Annotated in this window: 2 protein-coding genes; both read right to left on the bottom strand. The window is 60.8% G+C overall.

Translation table 11 applies throughout. The features are described 5' to 3' along the window. Positions 1 to 8,483: non-ribosomal peptide synthetase (locus tag K5D32_RS25040; protein ID WP_221602239.1), on the bottom strand; the 8,483-nt coding region annotated here is incomplete at its 3' end. A gap of 223 nt (positions 8,484 to 8,706) precedes the next feature. After that, a partial coding sequence (locus tag K5D32_RS25035; RefSeq protein ID WP_409372896.1) for an amino acid adenylation domain-containing protein occupies positions 8,707 to 19,350 on the bottom strand: 10,644 nt, incomplete at its 5' end.

The following is a 19,350-nucleotide window of genomic DNA, read 5'->3' as shown; positions in this document are numbered from 1 at the left end:
TCCGGGTTGTCGCCGTGCTGCTGGCCAAGGTCGAGGCGGTCCAGATCAATTCGCGCAACGCCTTGAGGCACGTCCAGGTTACCATGGGTCAGAATCTGGCGAGCGTCGCTGTCCTGCACCATGAATGCCTGACGTTCCTGGGGTGCATTGACGTCCAGCGGCACATAAACGGCAGCACATTTATTGATCGCCAGTTGCGCCACCAGCAGATCCAGGGAGCGTGGCAGCAGAATGGCTACGGCATCGCCAGCAATCACACCCTGGCTGATCAGATGATGAGCGAGTCGATTGGCCTGGCTGTTGAGTTCGGCATAAGTCAGCGACTGCTCTCCATGAACAACGGCCAGCGCTTCAGGTCGCTTGGCCACTTGCAGTTCAAACAGAGAATGGACGGAGCTGTCCCGTGGATAGTCCGTCGTGCTGTCGTTGAAGCCGTGCAGCAGTTGCTCGCGCTCGGCCTCAGGCAATACCGCAATGGACTGAAGCTCGGTTTCCGGGCGACTTTCCAGTGCATCGATCAGGTTTTCCAACGCACACAACAGTGTGTCGCACACCCTTTGCGCACCAATCTCGACCATCGCGAGGGCGGTGAAGGCAAAGCCTGTGCCCAGGTCATCCACTGACAGGGTCAGCGGATAGTTGGTGCGCTCTTCGTTGCTCAGGCTTTCGATACCGTCCCAGGCCGAAATGGCCTGGCTAGAGGTCATGTCCACAGCGCTATGACGATAGTTGAGCAAGGTATTGAACAACGGTGCAGGCGCGGCAACGCCACTGCAACGCTGGGCAAGTGCCAGTGAGGCATGCTCATGGCCAAGCAGCGCCGTCAGTCCTGAATGGGTGGACTTCACGCCCTCGACCACGCTGCGAGTATTGATATCCACTCGCAGCGGCAAGGTATTGATGAACATGCCCAGAGCGCGGTCGGAGCCTTCGCCACCCTGCATACGCCCCATCAGTACCGTACCGAACACCACCTGGTCGCGACCGGAAGCCGCGCGGGCAGCCAATGCCCATGCCAGATGCATGACGCTGGCCGCACTGCTGCCCAGCTTGCGGGCCTGGGCGCGTACTCGCCGACTCAGTTCGTCATCCAGGGTAATGCTGGCCTCTTCTATGCCAGTCCCGTCGCCTCGCACACCTTCCTGGCCATACGCCAGGGTCGACTCTTCGATATCGGCCAACTGGCTGCGGAAGAAGGTTTCGTGATCCTGCTCCGTCAGCCCCAGGCAAGCCTGGGCCACGTAGTTGCGGTAAGGCATCGCCGCTGGCAGCGCGTCACCTTCGCCGACCATGAAGGCCTGCATTTCATGACGTACCACTTCAAGCGCCGTGTGATCGAGCACCATGTGGTGGAACATGAGCAGCATGATCCAGCAGCCGTTGCTCTGGTCATGGGCACAGGCCAGACGCATCAGCGGAGCCTGTCCAAGGTCGAGGCTGTGATGTTGCGTCGAGAATCGCTCGCGAATCTGCCGGGCGATGTCGCCGTCTGCAGGATTCAGTTCAAGGGTTTCCACCACCAGTTGCGCCTGACGCCAGACCACCTGCACAGGGCTTTCCAGCCCTTCCCAGAAGACCGAAGTACGCAAGGTGTCGTGACGATCGATAACCTTTTGCAGAGCCGAGGCAAAAGACTCGACGCGCTGTTGGTCCCTGACGGTAAAGGTCGCCTGCAGGACGTAAGGATCCCCCTGGATGGCAGATATGTGGTGGTAAAGAATGCCCGACTGCAACGGTGCCAGCGGATAGATATCCTGAATATTGGCCGAACCGCCCGGCACGCTGGCCACGATGCGGTCCAGTTCCGCCTGATCGAGGCGGACCAATGGCAGCAGCTCAGGTGTGATGTGCGTACAGCCCGCTTCAATCAGGTTGGCCGGAACCACCACTTCGCGATCATGGCCCACGGCGGCGGCCAGCGCAGCAACAGAGGGTTGACTGAACAGAATGCGCACATCAGCCGACAATCCCTTGCGGCGCATGCGCTCGATCAGGGTAACGGCCAGCAGCGAGTGGCCGCCCAGCTCGAAGAAGTGATCGTGACGACCTACGCGCTCGACCTGCAGCACTTCCGCCCAGATCTGCGCCAGGGTGGTTTCGGTTGCGCCTTGTGGCGCTTCGTAGCCACGGCTGATCAGGGCTTGCAGGTCCGGGGCTGGGAGTGCCTTGCGGTCCAGCTTGCCGTTCGGGGTCAGCGGCAGTTTGTCCAGATGCACATAAGCTGCCGGAACCATGTATTCCGGCAACTGGCCTTGCAGGTGCGCCTTCAGAATTTCCAGGTTGATTTCGGCAACATTTGAGGTGAAATACGCCACCAGACGCTTGTCGCCCGGCACGTCCTCACGGGCCATCACCACGGCTTCCTTCACGCTCTCATGACGCGCCAGCTTGGTTTCGATCTCTCCCAGCTCGATACGGAAACCGCGGATCTTCACCTGATCATCGTTACGACCCAGGTATTCGATATTGCCATCTGCCAGCCAGCGACCCAGATCGCCGGTGCGGTACATGCGGGCTCCGGTGTTGAATGGGTCGTCCAGAAAGCGTTCTGCGGTCAGGTCATCGCGGTTCAGGTAGCCACGGGCGACACCGGCACCACCGATATAGATTTCGCCGGGAACGCCAAACGGTACAGGCTGACGATGCTCGTCCAGCAGGTAGAACTGGGTATTGGCGACGGGCTTGCCGATATGTGCGGCAAAACCGTCTTTGCGGTCCATCGCCACCCAGCTGGAGTAGGTGGTGGTTTCCGACGGGCCATACAGGTTGCACAAGCGCTGGACGCTGGTTTCAGCGAACAGGCTTTCGACCAGTGAGCCTTTAAGTGCTTCACCGGCCACGTTAACGGTATGAACGCCCTCTTGAAGGCCACCAGACTCCAGCAGCGCTTTCAGTGCCGAAGGCACGGTGTTGATCAGGGTGACGTCATGCTCGCCGTCCTGCAGAGCCAGCACATTCTTGACCACGTCGATACGGCTACCGGAAATCAGCGGCGCAAAGCACTCATAGACCGCCAGGTCGAAGTTCAGCGAAGTAGAGAACAGCGTTTTAGAAAGAACTTCAGGCTCAAACGCCTGCTGCGCCCAGGTCAGGAAGTTAACCGTATTGCGGTGTTCAATCATCACGCCTTTCGGCAGACCGGTAGAACCCGAGGTGTAGATGACGTAAGCCAGATGAGCCGGCGTCAGGCCCTCGATCACCGGATTGGAGACGGATTTGTCCTGCCAGTCAGGCTGATCGAGATTGATAACAGGCACACCTGCCGCCGATACCAGCTCAAGCGTCACCGATTGCGCCAATACCGCCGCAGGCGCACTGTCTTCCAGCATGTAGGCAATGCGCTCCAGCGGATACGCCGGGTCCAGCGGCACATAACCACCGCCCGCCTTCAGAATGGCCAGCAAACCAACCACCATATCGATCCCGCGCTCGACACAGATCGCCACGCGAGCATCCGGCACCACGCCCTGACTGCGCAGATGATGGGCCAGACGGTTGGCCCGCTGATTCAGCTCGGCATAACTCAAACGCTCGTCGCCAGACACCAGCGCAATGGCATCCGGCGTACGCTCAACCTGAGCCTCGAACAAACCATGAACAGTCTGGTCGAGCGGATACTCGGCCTCGGTCGCGTTGAAACCGCGCAGCACTTGTTCACGCTCAGCCTCGGGCAATACCGACAGGCTGCGCAACGGCGCCTGAGGTGTCAGCTCCAGCGCTTCGACCAGTTGCTGCAACGCCGCCTGCATATAACCGCAGACTCGCCGGGCATCGACACCCTCCTGTGCCAGGGTGGTCAGTAGCAGGTTATCTCCCAGATCGTCGACGTTCAGGGTCAGCGGATAGTTCGTGCGTTCCTCACCGGACAGGCCCTCGATCCCCTTCCAGGCCTCGCGGGCCTCTGGCGTGATCTCCCCGGCAGCGCTATGCCGATAGTTGAGCAGCGCGCTGAACAATGGCATGGATGCGGGCACGCCGCTGCAGCGCTGGGCCAGTGCCAACGAGGCATGCTCATGACCCAGCAATTCGGTCAGCCGCCCATGAGCAGCCCGGACTCCGGCACGGACACCCTGCTCTGCGACGGCAAGACGCAACGGCAAGGTATTGATGAACAGACCAATGGCACGGTCAGCGCCTTCGCCGCCTTGCATTCGGCCCATCAATACGGTGCCGAACACCACGTCCTGCTTGCCCGCAATGGCACCCAGCACCACACCCCATGCCAGGTGAACCAGGCTGGCAAGACTCACACCCAGATGCCGTGCCTGATTGCGCAGGCGTTGATCCAGACCGGCGACCAGCAGTTGGGTCGCTTCCTCGATACCCTCACCGTCGCCCTGCACATTCTGCAGGCCGAAAGGCAGCGTGGGCTCTTCTACATCGCCCAGCATGCCGCGAAAGAATGACTCATGGGCTTCACGACTGACGCCCAGACGAGCCTGGGCCACATAGTTGCGGTAAGCGATGGCCTCGCCCAGTTCCTGCTGACGCCCCAACAGCCAGGCCTGCATTTCATGCTGAACCACTTCCAGGGCGGTATGGTCCAGTGCCAGGTGATGGAACAACAGCAAGGCGACACAACGCTGGTTGACGACATCCTCAGCAAACTGGATCCGCAGCAAAGGCGGCTGCGTCAGATCGAGTCGGAAATGCCGTGGATCGAAGCGCGCCTGCAATTGTTCGGCAATATCACCCTCAGCCGGGTCAAGGCTGACCTCTTCGACGCTCAGACGTGCCTGACGGCAGACCACCTGGACCGGACTGTCGAGACCTTCCCAGAAAACCGCTGTGCGCATGATGTCATGGCGGTCGACAACGGCCTGCAATGCCTGGACGAAGTCATTCAGGCGCCCACGGTCCGCAAGGCCGAACAATGTCTGCAGCACATACGGATCACCCTGCTCGGCAGCCAGGTGGTGATAGAGAATTCCCTCCTGTAACGGCGCCAGCGCATAGATGTCCTGAATATTGGCAATACCTCCCGGCACACGGGTCACGAGGTGATCGATGGAGGCCTGGTCCAGATCCGCCAGCGGCAACATGGCGGGCGTGATGCGCTGACAATCGGCGGTGATGGCATTGGCCGGGACACTGATCTCGTGATTATTGCCAACCGCGGCAGCCAGAGCCGCCAGGGTCGGCTGGCTGAACAGTACTCGCACATCCGCACTCAAGCCCACCTGACGCATGCGCTCGATCAGGCTGACGGCGAGCAGCGAATGGCCGCCCAGTTCGAAAAAGTGATCGAAACGCCCCACTCGCTCGACCTTGAGCAACTGTGCCCAGAGCGCAGCCAGGGTTTCTTCGACCGGGCCTTGAGGGGCTTCATATTCTCGACTGGCGAAGGCTTCGGCACCCGGCTCAGGCAAGGCACGACGGTCCAGCTTGCCGTTGGCGGTCAGCGGGAAGCTGTCCAGCATGACAAAGGCCGCAGGCACCATGTACTCGGCCAGGGAGCCAAGCAACTCTTCGCGCAAGGCCTGGGCACTGAGTTCGATGCCTGCCTGCGCAATCACATAAGCGACCAGACGCTTCTGGCCGGAGGATTCCTGATCCGCACGGACCAGCACCGTGGCGTCGGCAACGCCAGCGCAGGTGCTCAGGCGGGCAGCGATTTCTCCCAACTCGATCCGGAAACCGCGGATTTTCACTTGATCGTCGTTACGTCCGCGATACTCGATGCTGCCGTCAGCTCGCCAGCAACCCAGGTCGCCGGTACGGTAAAGCGTGGCGTCGGTGTCGCAGGCAAAAGGGTCGGGAATGAATTTCTCAAGGGTCAGATCGGGACGATTCAGGTAGCCCCGGGCGACGCCATCACCGCCGATATACAACTCTCCTGTCACACCCAGCGGCGCAGGCCGCAGGTACTCATCCAGGATATAAACGCGGCTATTGCCTATCGGCCGGCCAATGGGAATGCTCGGCCCATCGACCCGCTCGATCTCCCAGGTGGTCGAGAATGTGGTCGCTTCGGTGGGACCGTAACCATTGAGCAAATGACGAGGCGCGCCATTTGCCAGAACCCGTGCAATCACGGCCGGGTCCAGCACATCACCGCCGACGATCAGGTAGCGCAACCGGGCAAATGCATCGCTCAGGCCCGCTGCGTATTGGTGAAACAGACCAGCAGTCATCCATAGCACACTCACCGAGTGCTCCAGCAGCAGCCCGGCGAAATGCTCTCTGGACAACAACACATCCTGATCCACCAGCACCACGCAACCACCATTAAGCAGTGCAGCCCAGACTTCCAGCGTACTGGCATCGAACGCCGGGTTGGAGGCAAACGCCACGCGGTCTTCAGCATTGAAACCGGCGTAACCGTTATCGATGACCAGACGGCTGATTGCCCGATGCGTCACCAGCACGCCTTTGGGTGTTCCCGTGGAGCCGGAGGTGTACATGACGTAAGCCGGCGCACCGCCGAGCAGTGCCTGTTGCGGTGCGGGTTCAACCTCTGCATCCAGATCCAGGCTGTCGAGATCCAGGCGCGCAATGTCTGCCAGTGGTGTACGGCTGCTGACACTCAGCAATACACGGGCCTGGCTGTCCTCGAGGATGAATTGCAGGCGTTCGGCAGGTGCATTGACGTCCAGAGGCACGTAGACGGCGCCGCACTTGAGAATCGCCAACTGGCTGATCAGCAGCTCGAACGAACGTTCAAGCTCGATAGCGACTCGATCACCGGGCTGGACGCCTGCAGCACGCAAATGTCCGGCCATTGCGTTGGCACGGGTATTCAACTGGCCGTAACCGAGCTGCTGCTCGCCATGTACGGCCGCCGTCGCGTCGGGATGGCGTTCAGCATGAGCTTCGAAAAGTGCTGTTACGCTGCTGTCTCGTGGATAGGGCCGCGTCGTGTCGTTGAATGCCACCAGCAACTGATTGCGCTCGGTGGGTGGCAGCAAGTCCAGCGCACTCAAGGCCTGACGCGGATCATGCTCCAGGGCCTCGGCCAATTGCTCGAAGGCGCTCAGCAGATAGTCCCCCATGCGTTGAGCGCCGATCTGTGCCAGCGCCAGAACACTGATCGAGAAGCGATCGCCCAGATCATCCACCGATACCGTGATCGGGTAGTTACTGCGCTCTTCCCCGCCCAATACCTGCAGACCATGCCAGGCTTCACGCGCCTGGGTGGTCACTGCCTGCGCCGCGCTGCCGTGGCGATAGTTGAGCAACGAACCGAACAGCGGCGTCGGAGCGGCCACACCACTACAACGCTGGGCCAGAGCCAGCGATGCATGCTCATGGCCCAGCAGACCGGTCAGGCGCTGGTGAGTGGCCTTGACACTGGCGTCCACGCTCCGGGAGCCCAGTTCGACCCTCAGCGGCAAGGTATTGATAAACAGGCCAAGGGCACGGTCCGCGCCCTCGCCGCCTTGCATACGCCCCATCAGCACGGTGCCGAACACCACGTCTTCACGGCCGGATATACGGCCTAGCACTTGCGCCCAGGCCAGATGCACCAGGCTTGCAGCACTTACGCCCAGACGACGGGCATGGCTGCGCAGACTCGCGCCCAGAGCCTCATCAATGGGCAAGTGGACTTCTTCGACGATCGAGTCGGGATTCAGCGCATCGGTGAAACCGAATGGCAGGGACGGTTCCTCCACGTCCGACAACATGTCGCGAAAGAACGCTTCATGCTCTTCACGCCCGCTTCCCATGCGCGCCTGGGCCACATAGTTGCGATAGGGAACCGCCTCAGGCAGCGCGTCTTCGGTCCCCAACAGGAATGCCTGGGTTTCATGCTGCACAAGCTCCAGTGCAGCGTGGTCCAGAGCCGTGTGATGAAACAGCAGCATGGCCACCCAGCGAGAGTTGATCGGGTCCGCTGCCCAGACAAAACGCATCAGCGGTGCCTGACGCACATCCATGCGGTAATGGCGCGGATCGAAGTGCTCCTGCAATTGCCGGGCTATGTCCCCGTCGGCCGGGTTCAGAACGATTTCATCGAACCCCAGCCGGGCTTCTTGCCAGACCACCTGCATGGGCTCGTCGAGCCCTTCCCAGACGATGGCAGTACGCAGGATATCGTGACGATTGATGACGCCTTGCAGCGCCTGGGCAAAACCTTCCAGCTTCTGTGGACTCTCTGCACTGAAAACAGTGTGCAGGACATACGGATCGCCCTGGGTGGCGGAAATATGGTGGTAAAGAATACCTTCCTGCAACGGCGCCAGCGGATAGATATCCTGCACGTTTGCGGCACCGCCCGGCACGGTTTCAACGATCCGGTCAATTGCGTCCTGGCTCAGTCCGGCCAGAGGCAGCATGTCGGGTGTGATGCGAAAGGCCGGGCTCAGCCAGTCACCGCCATTTCTCTTCACCAGATCGATCAGCGCATGCTTGTGCAGTCGCATGCTGTCTATCAGCGCATCATCGAATCCCTCGTCATCGCCCAGAATGACAAGGTCACCTTCCTCGTGCTGGAGGCGGATCGGGTGACCGGAAATGATAGCCATCAATTCGTTGAAGAGCATCGAATAACCTGCGCTGTATGAGTTCTGGAGAAGTCGACGAAAAACACAAGACGGCTTCGTGAAAAGGCGAAAGACCGCCTTTCTAGGGTGGGAAAAAACTAGAGCATCGGTTCTGGACTGTCTGTCACGGTATGTAGGGACAGGCGGGATGCAGGACGGCAGGGGCTTTGGGAAAGCGGCGTCCCCTTGAATGGGGACACCGCAGGGTCAGCAGAGAGACGGATCAGATACGGCGTTTGCGTTGCTGGGTGGGCACACGGGAAGCCGAGACTTCGATGGTGCGCAGTGGCACCACCGATGCCGCGACGGCAGCCAGCGTCGACTGTCCGAACAGGACACGAACATCAGCTTCCAGCCCCTCCTGGCGCATGCGCTCGATGAGACTGACCGCCAGCAGCGAATGCCCGCCCAGTTCGAAGAAGTGGTCGTGACGCCCCACTCGCTCCACCTTCAGCAACTCGGCCCAGAGCATGGCCAGCCGGGTTTCGTTTTCGCCCTGAGGCGCTTCGTAACGATGCGTCACGTAAGCGTTGCTGTCGGGCAACGGCAGGCGCTTGCGATCCAGTTTGCCATTAGGCGTCAGGGGCAAGGCATCGAGGCGCACATAGGCGGCAGGCACCATGTACTCAGGCAATTGCGCCTGTAAATGGGCTCGCAACAAACCACTGTCGACCACCAGTTTCTCGCTCAGCAGCGTGTAATACGCCACCAGCCGCACATCACCGGGCTCGTCCTCACGGGCCAGGACAACCGCGTCGCGAACCGCTTCATGGCCAGCCAGGCGCGCTTCGACCTCACCCAGCTCGATACGGAAGCCGCGAATCTTCACCTGATCGTCATTGCGTCCCAGGTACTCGATATTGCCGTCCGGCAGCCAGCGACCCAGGTCGCCGGTGCGGTACATGCGAGCGCCAGGAACATCGCTGAACGGGTCATCGAGGAAGCGTTCGATCGTCAGTTCATCACGGTTGAGATACCCCCGCGCCACCCCCGCTCCACCGATGAAGAGCTCGCCCGCGACGCCCAGCGGCACCGGGTTCAGATACTCATCGAGTACATGGAATTGAGTATTGGCAATAGGCTTTCCGATATGCGCCCTGAAACCGCTTTCCCGATCCATGGCGACCCAACTGGAGTAAGTCGTGGTTTCCGAAGGCCCGTAAAGGTTGCACAACTGCTTGACCTGAGTCTGCTCGAACAGTTTTTCAACCAGACTGCGCTTGAGCGCTTCGCCGGCCACGTTGACCGTATGCACACCCTGGCTCAGCCCGGTGGATTCCAGCAGCGCCTTGAGCGCTGAGGGCACGGTATTGATCAGCGTCACATCGTGCTCGTTTCGCTGCAATTCGATGGCATTTTTCACCAGTTCGATGCAGCCACCGGTGGTCAGCGGAGCGAAGCATTCGTAGACCGCCAGGTCGAAGTTCAACGAGGTGGAGAACAGGGTCCTGGCAAGCACTGGCGGCTCGAAAGCCCGTTTTGCCCAAGTCAGGAAGTTGACCGTGTTTCTATGCTCGATCATCACGCCTTTGGGCATGCCGGTGGACCCGGAGGTGTAAATCACATAGGCCAGGTGAGCAGCGCTCAGGCCGGGAACGTCCGGGTTTTCCGGTGGTTGTCCGAGCCAGGTGCTGCTGTCCAGGTCGATCACCGGAGCGCGGGTGGCAGACAACAGGCCGAGAGTCGGCCCATGGGCCAGCACCACGGTCGGCGAGCTGTCCTCCAGCATGTAGGCGATACGCTCGACCGGATACGCCGGGTCCAGCGGCACATAACCACCGCCCGCCTTGAGGATGGCCAGCAAACCGACCACCATTTCCGTACCACGCTCCATGCAGATAGCCACCCGGGCATCCGGCTCGACGCCCTGTGCGCGCAAATGCCAGGCCAGACGATTGGCTCGCTCGTTCAACTGCCGGTAATTCAGTTGCTCTCCACCATGGATCAGGGCCGGAGCATCAGGCGTACGCAACACCTGAGCCTCGAAAAGACCATGAACGGTTTGTGCCGGCGGATAGTAGTGTTGCGTGTCGTTGAAACGGGCCAGATGCAGCCGCTCCACGTCATCCGGCAGAGCAACGCCGTACACGGACTGTCCGGCATCGGCCACCATGGCACGCAGCAGGCGCTCCAGATAACCGCGATAGCGCTCGATGGTTTGCGGATAGAACAAGGCGGTGGCGAACTCCAGGCTGCCTTGCAACTGGCCGTTGATTTCGCCGAGGTCCAGGGACAGATCGAACTTGGCGCTGTTTCTCGGTGCGCCAATGCCTTCCAGCGTCAGGTCGCCCAATTGAAGGTCGACACTTTCGTTGTTCTGCCACGACAGCATGACCTGGAACAACGGGCTGTGAGACAGACTGCGGACCGGTTTGACCACCTCCACCACATGTTCGAAAGGCAATGCCTGACGGGCCTGTGCTTCCAGGGCCAGGGTTCTGACCCTGCGCAGCAACTCGGCGAAGTCGGGTTTGCCGGACAGATCGATCGGCAGTGCCAGTGTGTTGACGAACAGGCCGATAAGCCCTTCGACTTCTGCATTCATGCGGTTGGCCACCGGCGAGCCGATGACTACCTGATCCTGACCGGACAAACGACCCAGCGTAGCCGCCCAGGCTGCCAGCACCGTCATGTACAGGGTGGTGCCATGGCGTTTGCTCAGGTCCTGAAGCTGCGCGGTCAACTGCGCATCGAAGCAGACCGGTATCGCGGCACCCGAATAATCCTGCAGTGCCGGACGAGGCTGGTCGGTCGGCAGTGTCAGCACCGCCGGAGCCTGGGCCAGCGCATTGCGCCACCATTCGCTCTGGGCCTGCAAGGCCTCGCCATCCAGCAGGCGACGCTGCCAGGCGGCATAGTCGGCGTACTGCAAGGTCAGCTCCGGCAGAGGGTCAGCTTCCCCACGCACAAATGCTGCATAAAGCGCTCCCAGTTCGGCAGTCAATACGCCCATGGACCAACCATCGGAAACAATATGGTGCAGGGTGACCAGCAGTACATGCTCTTGCTCCGCCAGACGGATCAACTGCCCGCGGATCAGCGGCCCGTGTTGCAGATCGAAGCTTTGCAGCGCTTCCTGTTCGGTCAGCTCGTTCAAGGCTGCCGACGGATCTTCCAGCCCCGAGAGATCAACCCGAGTCAGCGCAAAACCGCTGTCTTCCGGCAGGATACGTTGCACTGCCGCGCCGCCCGAAGGCTGTACAAAACAGGTGCGCAAGGCCTCGTGCCGCGCCACGATGCGGTCCAGGGCACGTTGCAGTGCAGAGACCTCCAGCACACCCTTGAGGCGTAGCCCGACCGGCAGGTGATAGGCCGCGCTGGCGCCTTCCATCTTCGCCAGGAACAACAGGCGCTGCTGGGCAAACGAAAGCGGCAATGCTTCATCACGCGAGACCGGTGTGATATCCGGCCAGGTGCTGCGCGTTGCCAACGCAATCTGCTCGGCCACTGCACTCAACTGAGGGTGGGCAAACAGCTCGGCCAGTTGCAGTTCGACGCCCCACTGCTGACGAACCAGAGACACCAGACGCATGGCCAGCAACGAGTGCCCGCCCAGTTCAAAGAAGTTGTCATCGCGTCCGATCCGCTCCACCTTGAGCAACTCGGCCCATGTCGCGGCAAGACTGATTTCCTGTTCCCCACGAGGTGCTTCGTAGTGACGCGTGATATCGGTTTCGGGTGCCGGCAACGCCTTGCGGTCCAGTTTGCCGTTGGGGGTCAGCGGCAGTTTTTCCAGGTGTACGAACACGGTCGGAACCATGAACTCGGGCAAGTTGGCCAGCAAGGATTCACGCAGCAGGCTGCTCGCACAGCTTTCGCCGGTGTAATAGCCCGCCAGCCGCAAGTCGCCATGGGCGTCGCTGATGGCCACGACCACCGCTTCGCGCACGCCGGGCACAGCGCCCAGCCTGGCTTCGATTTCTCCGAGCTCGATCCGGTAGCCACGAATCTTCACCTGAAAATCGTTGCGGCCCAGGTATTCGAGGCTGCCATCGGGGCGATAGCGTGCCAGGTCGCCGGTACGGTAAAGACGCGCTCCGGGCGTTGAAGAAAAAGGGTCATCGATAAAGCGTTCGGCCGTCAGTTGTTCCCAGTTCAGATAACCACGGGCCACGCCGTCGCCACCGATATACAGCTCGGCAGCCACGCCCATGGGGACGGGCTCGCCCTGCTCGTCCAGCAGGTAGAAACGGTTATTGGCAATCGGACGGCCGATACTGACGCTGGCCGAAGTCCTGTCACTGGCATCGAACTCCAGCGCCGATGACCAGATAGTGGTTTCGGTGGGGCCATAGACGTTCCAGAGCGTGCCGACTCTTGCGGCCACTCGTTGTGCCAGGTCGAGAGGCAGCGCCTCGCCACCACACAACGCCTTGAGCCCGGCAGCTCCCGACCAGCCGGAATCCACCAGAAGTCGCCAGGTAGCCGGCGTGGCCTGCATCATGGTTGCGCCGCTCTGGACGATTGCTTCGGCCAGCAACACCGGATCCATGCTCCGATGACGGTCCAGCAGCACAGTGCGGGCACCACAGATCAGCGGCATGTAAAGCTCAAGGCCGGCAATGTCGAAGCTGATGGTGGTCAGGGCCAGCATACGATCCTGCGCCGTGGCCTGAACCATGTCGCGCATGGCGCACAGCAGGTTGACCACGCCCCGTTGTTCGAGCATGACCCCTTTGGGTCTGCCGGTGGAGCCGGAGGTGTAGATCACGTAGGCCAGTTGTCGCGCATCGGTTTCGCGCTCTACAGGCGCTGTCGAACCTGAACGCCATTCTGCATCGCGGTCCAGAGCGATGACCGGAATACTGCCGCTGTCCAGACCGTCAGGCACGCTGCCCAGTGTCAGCAAGGCCACCGGAGAACTGTCGGCAAGCATGTAGTTCAAGCGATCGGCCGGATAACCGGGGTCCAGCGGCACATAACAACCGCCCGCCTTGAGAATGCCCAACAAGCCCACCAGCATTTCCAGGCCACGTTCGACACACAACGCGACCGGGGCATTCTGCCCGCCAAGCAATGGCGTCAGGCAGTGCGCCAGTCGATTGGCCTGTTGATCCAGCTGACGATAAGTCAGGCTCTGCTCGCCATGCACCACCGCCACGGCATCGGGCGTGCGTTGCGCCTGAGCCTCGAACAGCCCGTGAACGGTTGCCTGATCCGGGTAAGCGCAATCGGTATCGTTGAACGATGTCAGCAACCGCAGGCGCTCGGCATCAGGCAGTATCGAAATGCGATTCAAGGCAGTCGACGGAGCCTGCTCGAGTGCTTCAAGCATGTTCTGCAAGGCGCACTGCATGTAATCGCACAGCGCCCGGGCATCGATGCCTCCGCTGGCCTGAACCGTCAGAAGATACCCTGCACCGGTATCGTCTACCGCCAGCGACAAGGGATAAGCCGTATGTTCATGGGCCTCAAGCCCCTGGATACCCTGCCAGGCGGTGTGAGCCTGTGCAGAGTCGTCCGCTGCGCTGTGGCGGAAATTGAGCAGCGCGCCAAACAGCGGAGCCGGTGCTGCAACGCCACTGCAACGCTGTGCCAGAGCCAAAGGTGCATGTTCATGCTCAAGCAGCCCGCTCAGACGTGCATGCACCTGCCTGACGGCCTGGGCCACAGCCTGCTGCCCCAGTTCCACACGGATCGGCAAGGTGTTGATGAACATGCCCAGTGCCCGGTCTGCGCCTTCCCCGCCGCGCATCCGCCCGACCAGCACAGTACCGAATACCACATCGTCACTTGCCGAGACACGCCCCACCACCAGACCCCATGCCAGGTGATAGAGACTGGCCGCACTCACGCCCAGGCTTCGGGCAAGGCTGCGGACACGTTGAGCGATGTCGGTATCTACCGTGTCGTGGATTTCATGCATCACGCCTTCGGATACCTGCTGGCCAAACGGCAAGGTCGGTTCGCGGACATCCTGCAGCATGTCGCGGAAGAAGCGTTCATGAGCCGCATCATCGGCCCCCAGGCGCACCTGAGCGATGTAGTTTCGGTAAGGAACCGGCTCGGGCAGCAGTGTCGCTTCATCCAGTAACAGGCTTTGTATTTCGGATACCACGACTTCGAAGGCCACGTGATCCATGATCAGGTGGTGGAACACCAGCGCCACCACGTAGCGTTGGTTAACCGAATCCCAGGCGTAGGGCATGCAGATCAGAGGCGCCTGGCTGATGTCCATGCGAAAGTTACGGGCATCGAACCGCTCACGCATCTGTCCGAGGATATCGCCATCTTCCGGGTCCAGCTCAACGCATTCGCTGGACAGCGTGGCGTGCCGCAAGACCACCTGCACAGGTGCTTCAAGACCTTTCCAGAACACCGCCGTGCGCAGAATGTCATGGCGCTCGATCACTTTCTGCAAAGCCTGCATGGCAGATTTCAGACGGGCTTCACTGTCCATCGCGAGCAATGACTGCAGGATGAAGGGATCGCCCTCGCGTGCCGCGACATGGTGATACAGGATGCCTTCCTGGAGCGGCGCGAGTGCATAGATATCCTGCACATTGGCCACACCGCCCGGCACTGCGGCGACGATATCGTCGATGGACGTCTGCTCCAGGCTGACCAGAGGCAGCATCCAGGGTTCGATCCGCTGGCAGTCGGCGGGAATCAGATTGGCCGGAACCTGAATATCCTGCTCAGTCGTCAGGGAAGCCGCCAGTGCCGCTAAGGTAGGCTGGTTGAACAAGACCTTGATATCGGCGCGCAAACCTTCCTGGCGCATGCGTTCAATCAGTGTCACCGCCAACAGCGAATGGCCGCCCAGAGAAAAGAAGTTATCGAAGCGCCCTACGCGCTCCACCTTCAGCACCTGAGACCAGATACTGGCCAGCAAGGCTTCCACATCACCTGACGGGGCCTCATAGACACTGTTTGTCAGTGCCTGCGCGTCGGGAACAGGCAGCGCCTTCTGGTCAAGCTTGCCGTTGTTGTTCAAAGGCCAGTGCTCCAGGCGCACAAAGGCCGAAGGCACCATGTATTCCGGCAAGGCTTCACGCAGCCAGGCCTGGACGCTCTGGACAGTCAGCAGCGAACCCGCTGATTCGGCGGTGTAATAAGCCACCAGTTGCTTTTGCCCTGGCACGTCCTCGCGTATCACCACCGAAGCCTGATGCACGCCCGGACAGGCTTTGAGGCGCGCATCGATCTCACCCGGCTCGATACGGAAACCGCGAATCTTCACCTGGCCGTCACCACGGCCCAGATGCTCAAGGCTGCCATCTGCACGCCAGCAACCGCGGTCGCCGGAGCGATAAAGGCGCGCGCCTTTCACAGGGCTGAAAGGGTCAGCGATAAATGCCTGGGCGGTCAGTTCGGGACGATTCAGATAGCCCAGCGCAACACCGTCGCCGCCGATGCATATTTCTCCGGCAACGCCTGTGGGAACCAACTGCTGACGGGCATCCAGCACATAGACCTGGGTATTGGCAAGCGGCTTTCCGATGGGCACATTACTCATCTGCAACGGCACATCGGTCACGTGCAGAGTCGTCGCGTAGGTGGTGGTTTCAGTCGGACCGTAGCAGTGAATCAAACGCAGATCCGGAGCAATGGCCAGCAAATCCCGGAATACTTGCGGGTCGGCCCGCTCACCGCCACACATCAGAATCCGCAGCCCTGCCAGGGTTTCGCCGATCAGGCTCACGTACTGATTGAACACCGCAGTGGTCACGAACAGTGACGTGATGGCCTTCGCCACCAGTTCTACGGCCAGACGCGGTGGGTCCAGCAGCAATTCATGATCGATCACCACCACTTGCCCGCCATTGAGCAGCGCGCCCCAGACTTCCAGGGTACTGGCGTCAAATGCCGGGTTCGAGGCGAATGCCAGGCGGTCGTTTTGGTTGAAGTCGGCAAAACCGTTGTTGCGCACCAGTTTGACAATGCCACGGTGCGCCACGATGACCCCTTTTGGAGTGCCGGTAGAACCCGAGGTGTACATGATGTAAGCCGCCGACTCCGCAGTGCTGCGGTTTTGCGGATCATGGTCCGGCTGGCTGCTCACATCGAGCCGGTCCAGATCCAGACGCTCTGCACCTTCGGGAATATCGCGGCCATGCAGGGTCAGTAACTGCCGGGCGCCGCTGTCATGGACCATGAAGGCCTGACGGTCCAGCGGTGCATTGACGTCCAGCGGTACATAGAGGGCGGCGCACTTGGTGATCGCCAGTTGCGCCACCAGCAGATCCAGCGAACGCGGCAGCAGAATCGCCACGGCATCACCGGCCTTCACGCCCTTGCCAGCCAGATAATGGGCCAGACGGTTGGCGCGACTGTTGAGTTCGGCATAGGTCAGCGACTGCTCGCCGTGCACGACGGCAATTGCGTCTGGTCGCTCGGCAACCTGCGCCTCGAACAGAGGCTGCAGCGTCTGGTCCCTTGGGTAATCCGTTGCAGTGGCGTTGAATGTTTCAAGCAGACGCTGACGTTCCAGAGGCGCAATGACCGGCACATCGTGCAAAGCAGTCTGCGGACGGCCATCAAGGGTCTCGACCAGTTGCTGCAAGGTGTAGGCAAAGGTGTCACAGACACGCCGGGCACCGATTTCCTGCATCGCCAGCACGCTGAGGACAAAGCCCTCACCCAGGTCATCCACGGAAATGGCCAGTGGATAGTTGGTGCCCTCTGCGTTGCTCAGGCTTTCGATACCTTCCCAGGCCGACAAGGCCTGACTGGAGGCCATATCGGCTGCGCTGTGACGATAATTGAGCAGTGAATTGAACAGTGGCGAAGGCGCTGCCACGGCACTGCTGCGTTGTGCGAGGGCCAGCGAGGCATGCTCGTGACCCAGCAATGCACTGAGACGCGCATGGGTGGACTTCACGCCTTCGATTACGCTGCGCCCGTCGATGTCCACTCGCAACGGCAACGTGTTGATGAACATGCCCAGAGCACGGTCGGCACCATCACCACCCTGCATCCGGCCCATGAGCACCGTGCCGAATACCGTCTGGGCGCGGCCGCTGGCCTTGCTGGCTAAAAGAGCCCAGACCAGGTGCATCAGGCTCGCGGCGCTGACGCCAAGCTGGCGGGCCTGCACACGTACCCGACGGCACAGCCCGATATCCAGTTGCACGCGGGCTTCTTCGATATGGCCGCCATCATCGGGCAACGAGACCTGACCGTAAGCCAGAGTCGGCTCATCGATATCGCCCAGCATGTCGCGGAAGAACGCTTCATGCTCTTCCTGACCCAGCCCCAGGCGAGCCTGAGCCACGTAGTTGCGGTATGGCACGGCAGCGGGCAGCGAATCGGCTTCGCCCAGCATGAAGGCCTGCATCTCCTCGCGCACCACGTCCATCGCGGTATGGTCCAGCGCCAGGTGATGGAAGATCAGCAGCATGACCCAGCTGTCGCCATCACGGGCACAGGCCAGCCGGATCAAGGGTGCTTCGGCCAGATCGAGACGGTAGTGACTGCTGGCGAACCGCTCGCTCAATTGCTCCGCGATGCCACCGTCACGGTGGTCAGGTTTAAGGAATTCAACACTCAGCTCAGCCTCACGCCAGACCACTTGCAGCGGCTCGCTCAGCCCTTCCCAGACCACGGCTGTGCGCAGAATGTCGTGGCGCTGGATGAGATGACGCAGTGCATTGGCAAATGCATCGAGACGTTCCTGGCTTTTGACCGAGAAGGTTGCCTGCAACACATAAGGATCGCCCTGCCCGGCACTGATGTGGTGGTAAAGAATGCCTTGCTGAAGCGGTGCCAGCGGATAGATATCCTGAACATTGGCAGCACCGCCGGGAACCGTTGCCACAACACGATCAAGAGTGCTCTGGTCCAGTTCGACCAGCGGCAACATATCCGGCGTGATCAGGGTGCAACCCGGCTCGATCAGGTTGGCCGGTACACGGATTTCAGTGCCACTGCCCACCGCAGCCGCCAAGGCCGCCAGCGTCGGTTGGCTGAATAGCACGCGCACATCGGCGCTCAGGCCCTCTTGGCGCATCTTCTCGATCAGTTTCACCGCCAGCAGCGAGTGACCGCCCAGTTCGAAGAAGTGATCGTGACGCCCCACACGCTCGACCTGCAGCACCTCCGCCCAGATCTGCGCCAGGGTGGTTTCGACTTCGCCTTCTAGCGCTTCGTAGCCACGATTGATAAACGCCTGCTGATCAGGGACCGGCAGCGCTTTGCGGTCCAGCTTGCCGTTATTGGTCAGTGGCAGGCTGTCCAGCTGCACATAAGCGGCCGGGACCATGTAGTCCGGTAGCTGGCCTTGCAAATGGGTACGTAACGCATCCAGATCGATATCGGCTTGCGCCAAGGTGAAATACGCCACCAAGCGTTTGTCGCCCGGGACATCCTCACGCACCAGTACCACGGCCTCTCTGACCGCCTTATGGCTGGCCAGTCGGGTTTCGATCTCGCCCGGTTCGATACGGAAGCCACGGATCTTGACCTGCTGGTCATTACGGCCCCGATACTCTATCGAGCCATCTGCCAGCCAGCAGGCCAGGTCACCGGTGCGGTACAGACGTGCAGTTTGATCAGCGCTGAACGGATCCGCGACAAATACCTGCTCGGTCAGATCGGCACGATTGAGATAACCCAAGGCCACGCCATCGCCACCGATATACAGCTCGCCGGTGACGCCCAGTGGCACTGGCTGCTGACGGGCATCGAGTACGTACAAGCGGGTATTGGCCAATGGCTTGCCAATCGGAATACTACCCTCGCCCACAGCCTTGATTTCATGGGTCGCCGAGAAGGTCGTGGCCTCGGTCGGGCCATAGCCGTTCAACAGGTGCTCGGGCGCGCCATGTTTCAGGACCTGAGCGATGACCGAAGGATCCAGTACATCGCCGCCCACAATCAGGTAACGCAATTGGGCAAAGGCGTCGTACAGGCCCGAAGCGTATTG

Origin of the sequence: Pseudomonas cichorii (assembly GCF_019719005.1) — a bacterium.
GTDB lineage: Bacteria > Pseudomonadota > Gammaproteobacteria > Pseudomonadales > Pseudomonadaceae > Aquipseudomonas > Aquipseudomonas cichorii_E.
This window is presented reverse-complemented; position numbering and strand designations above follow the sequence as displayed.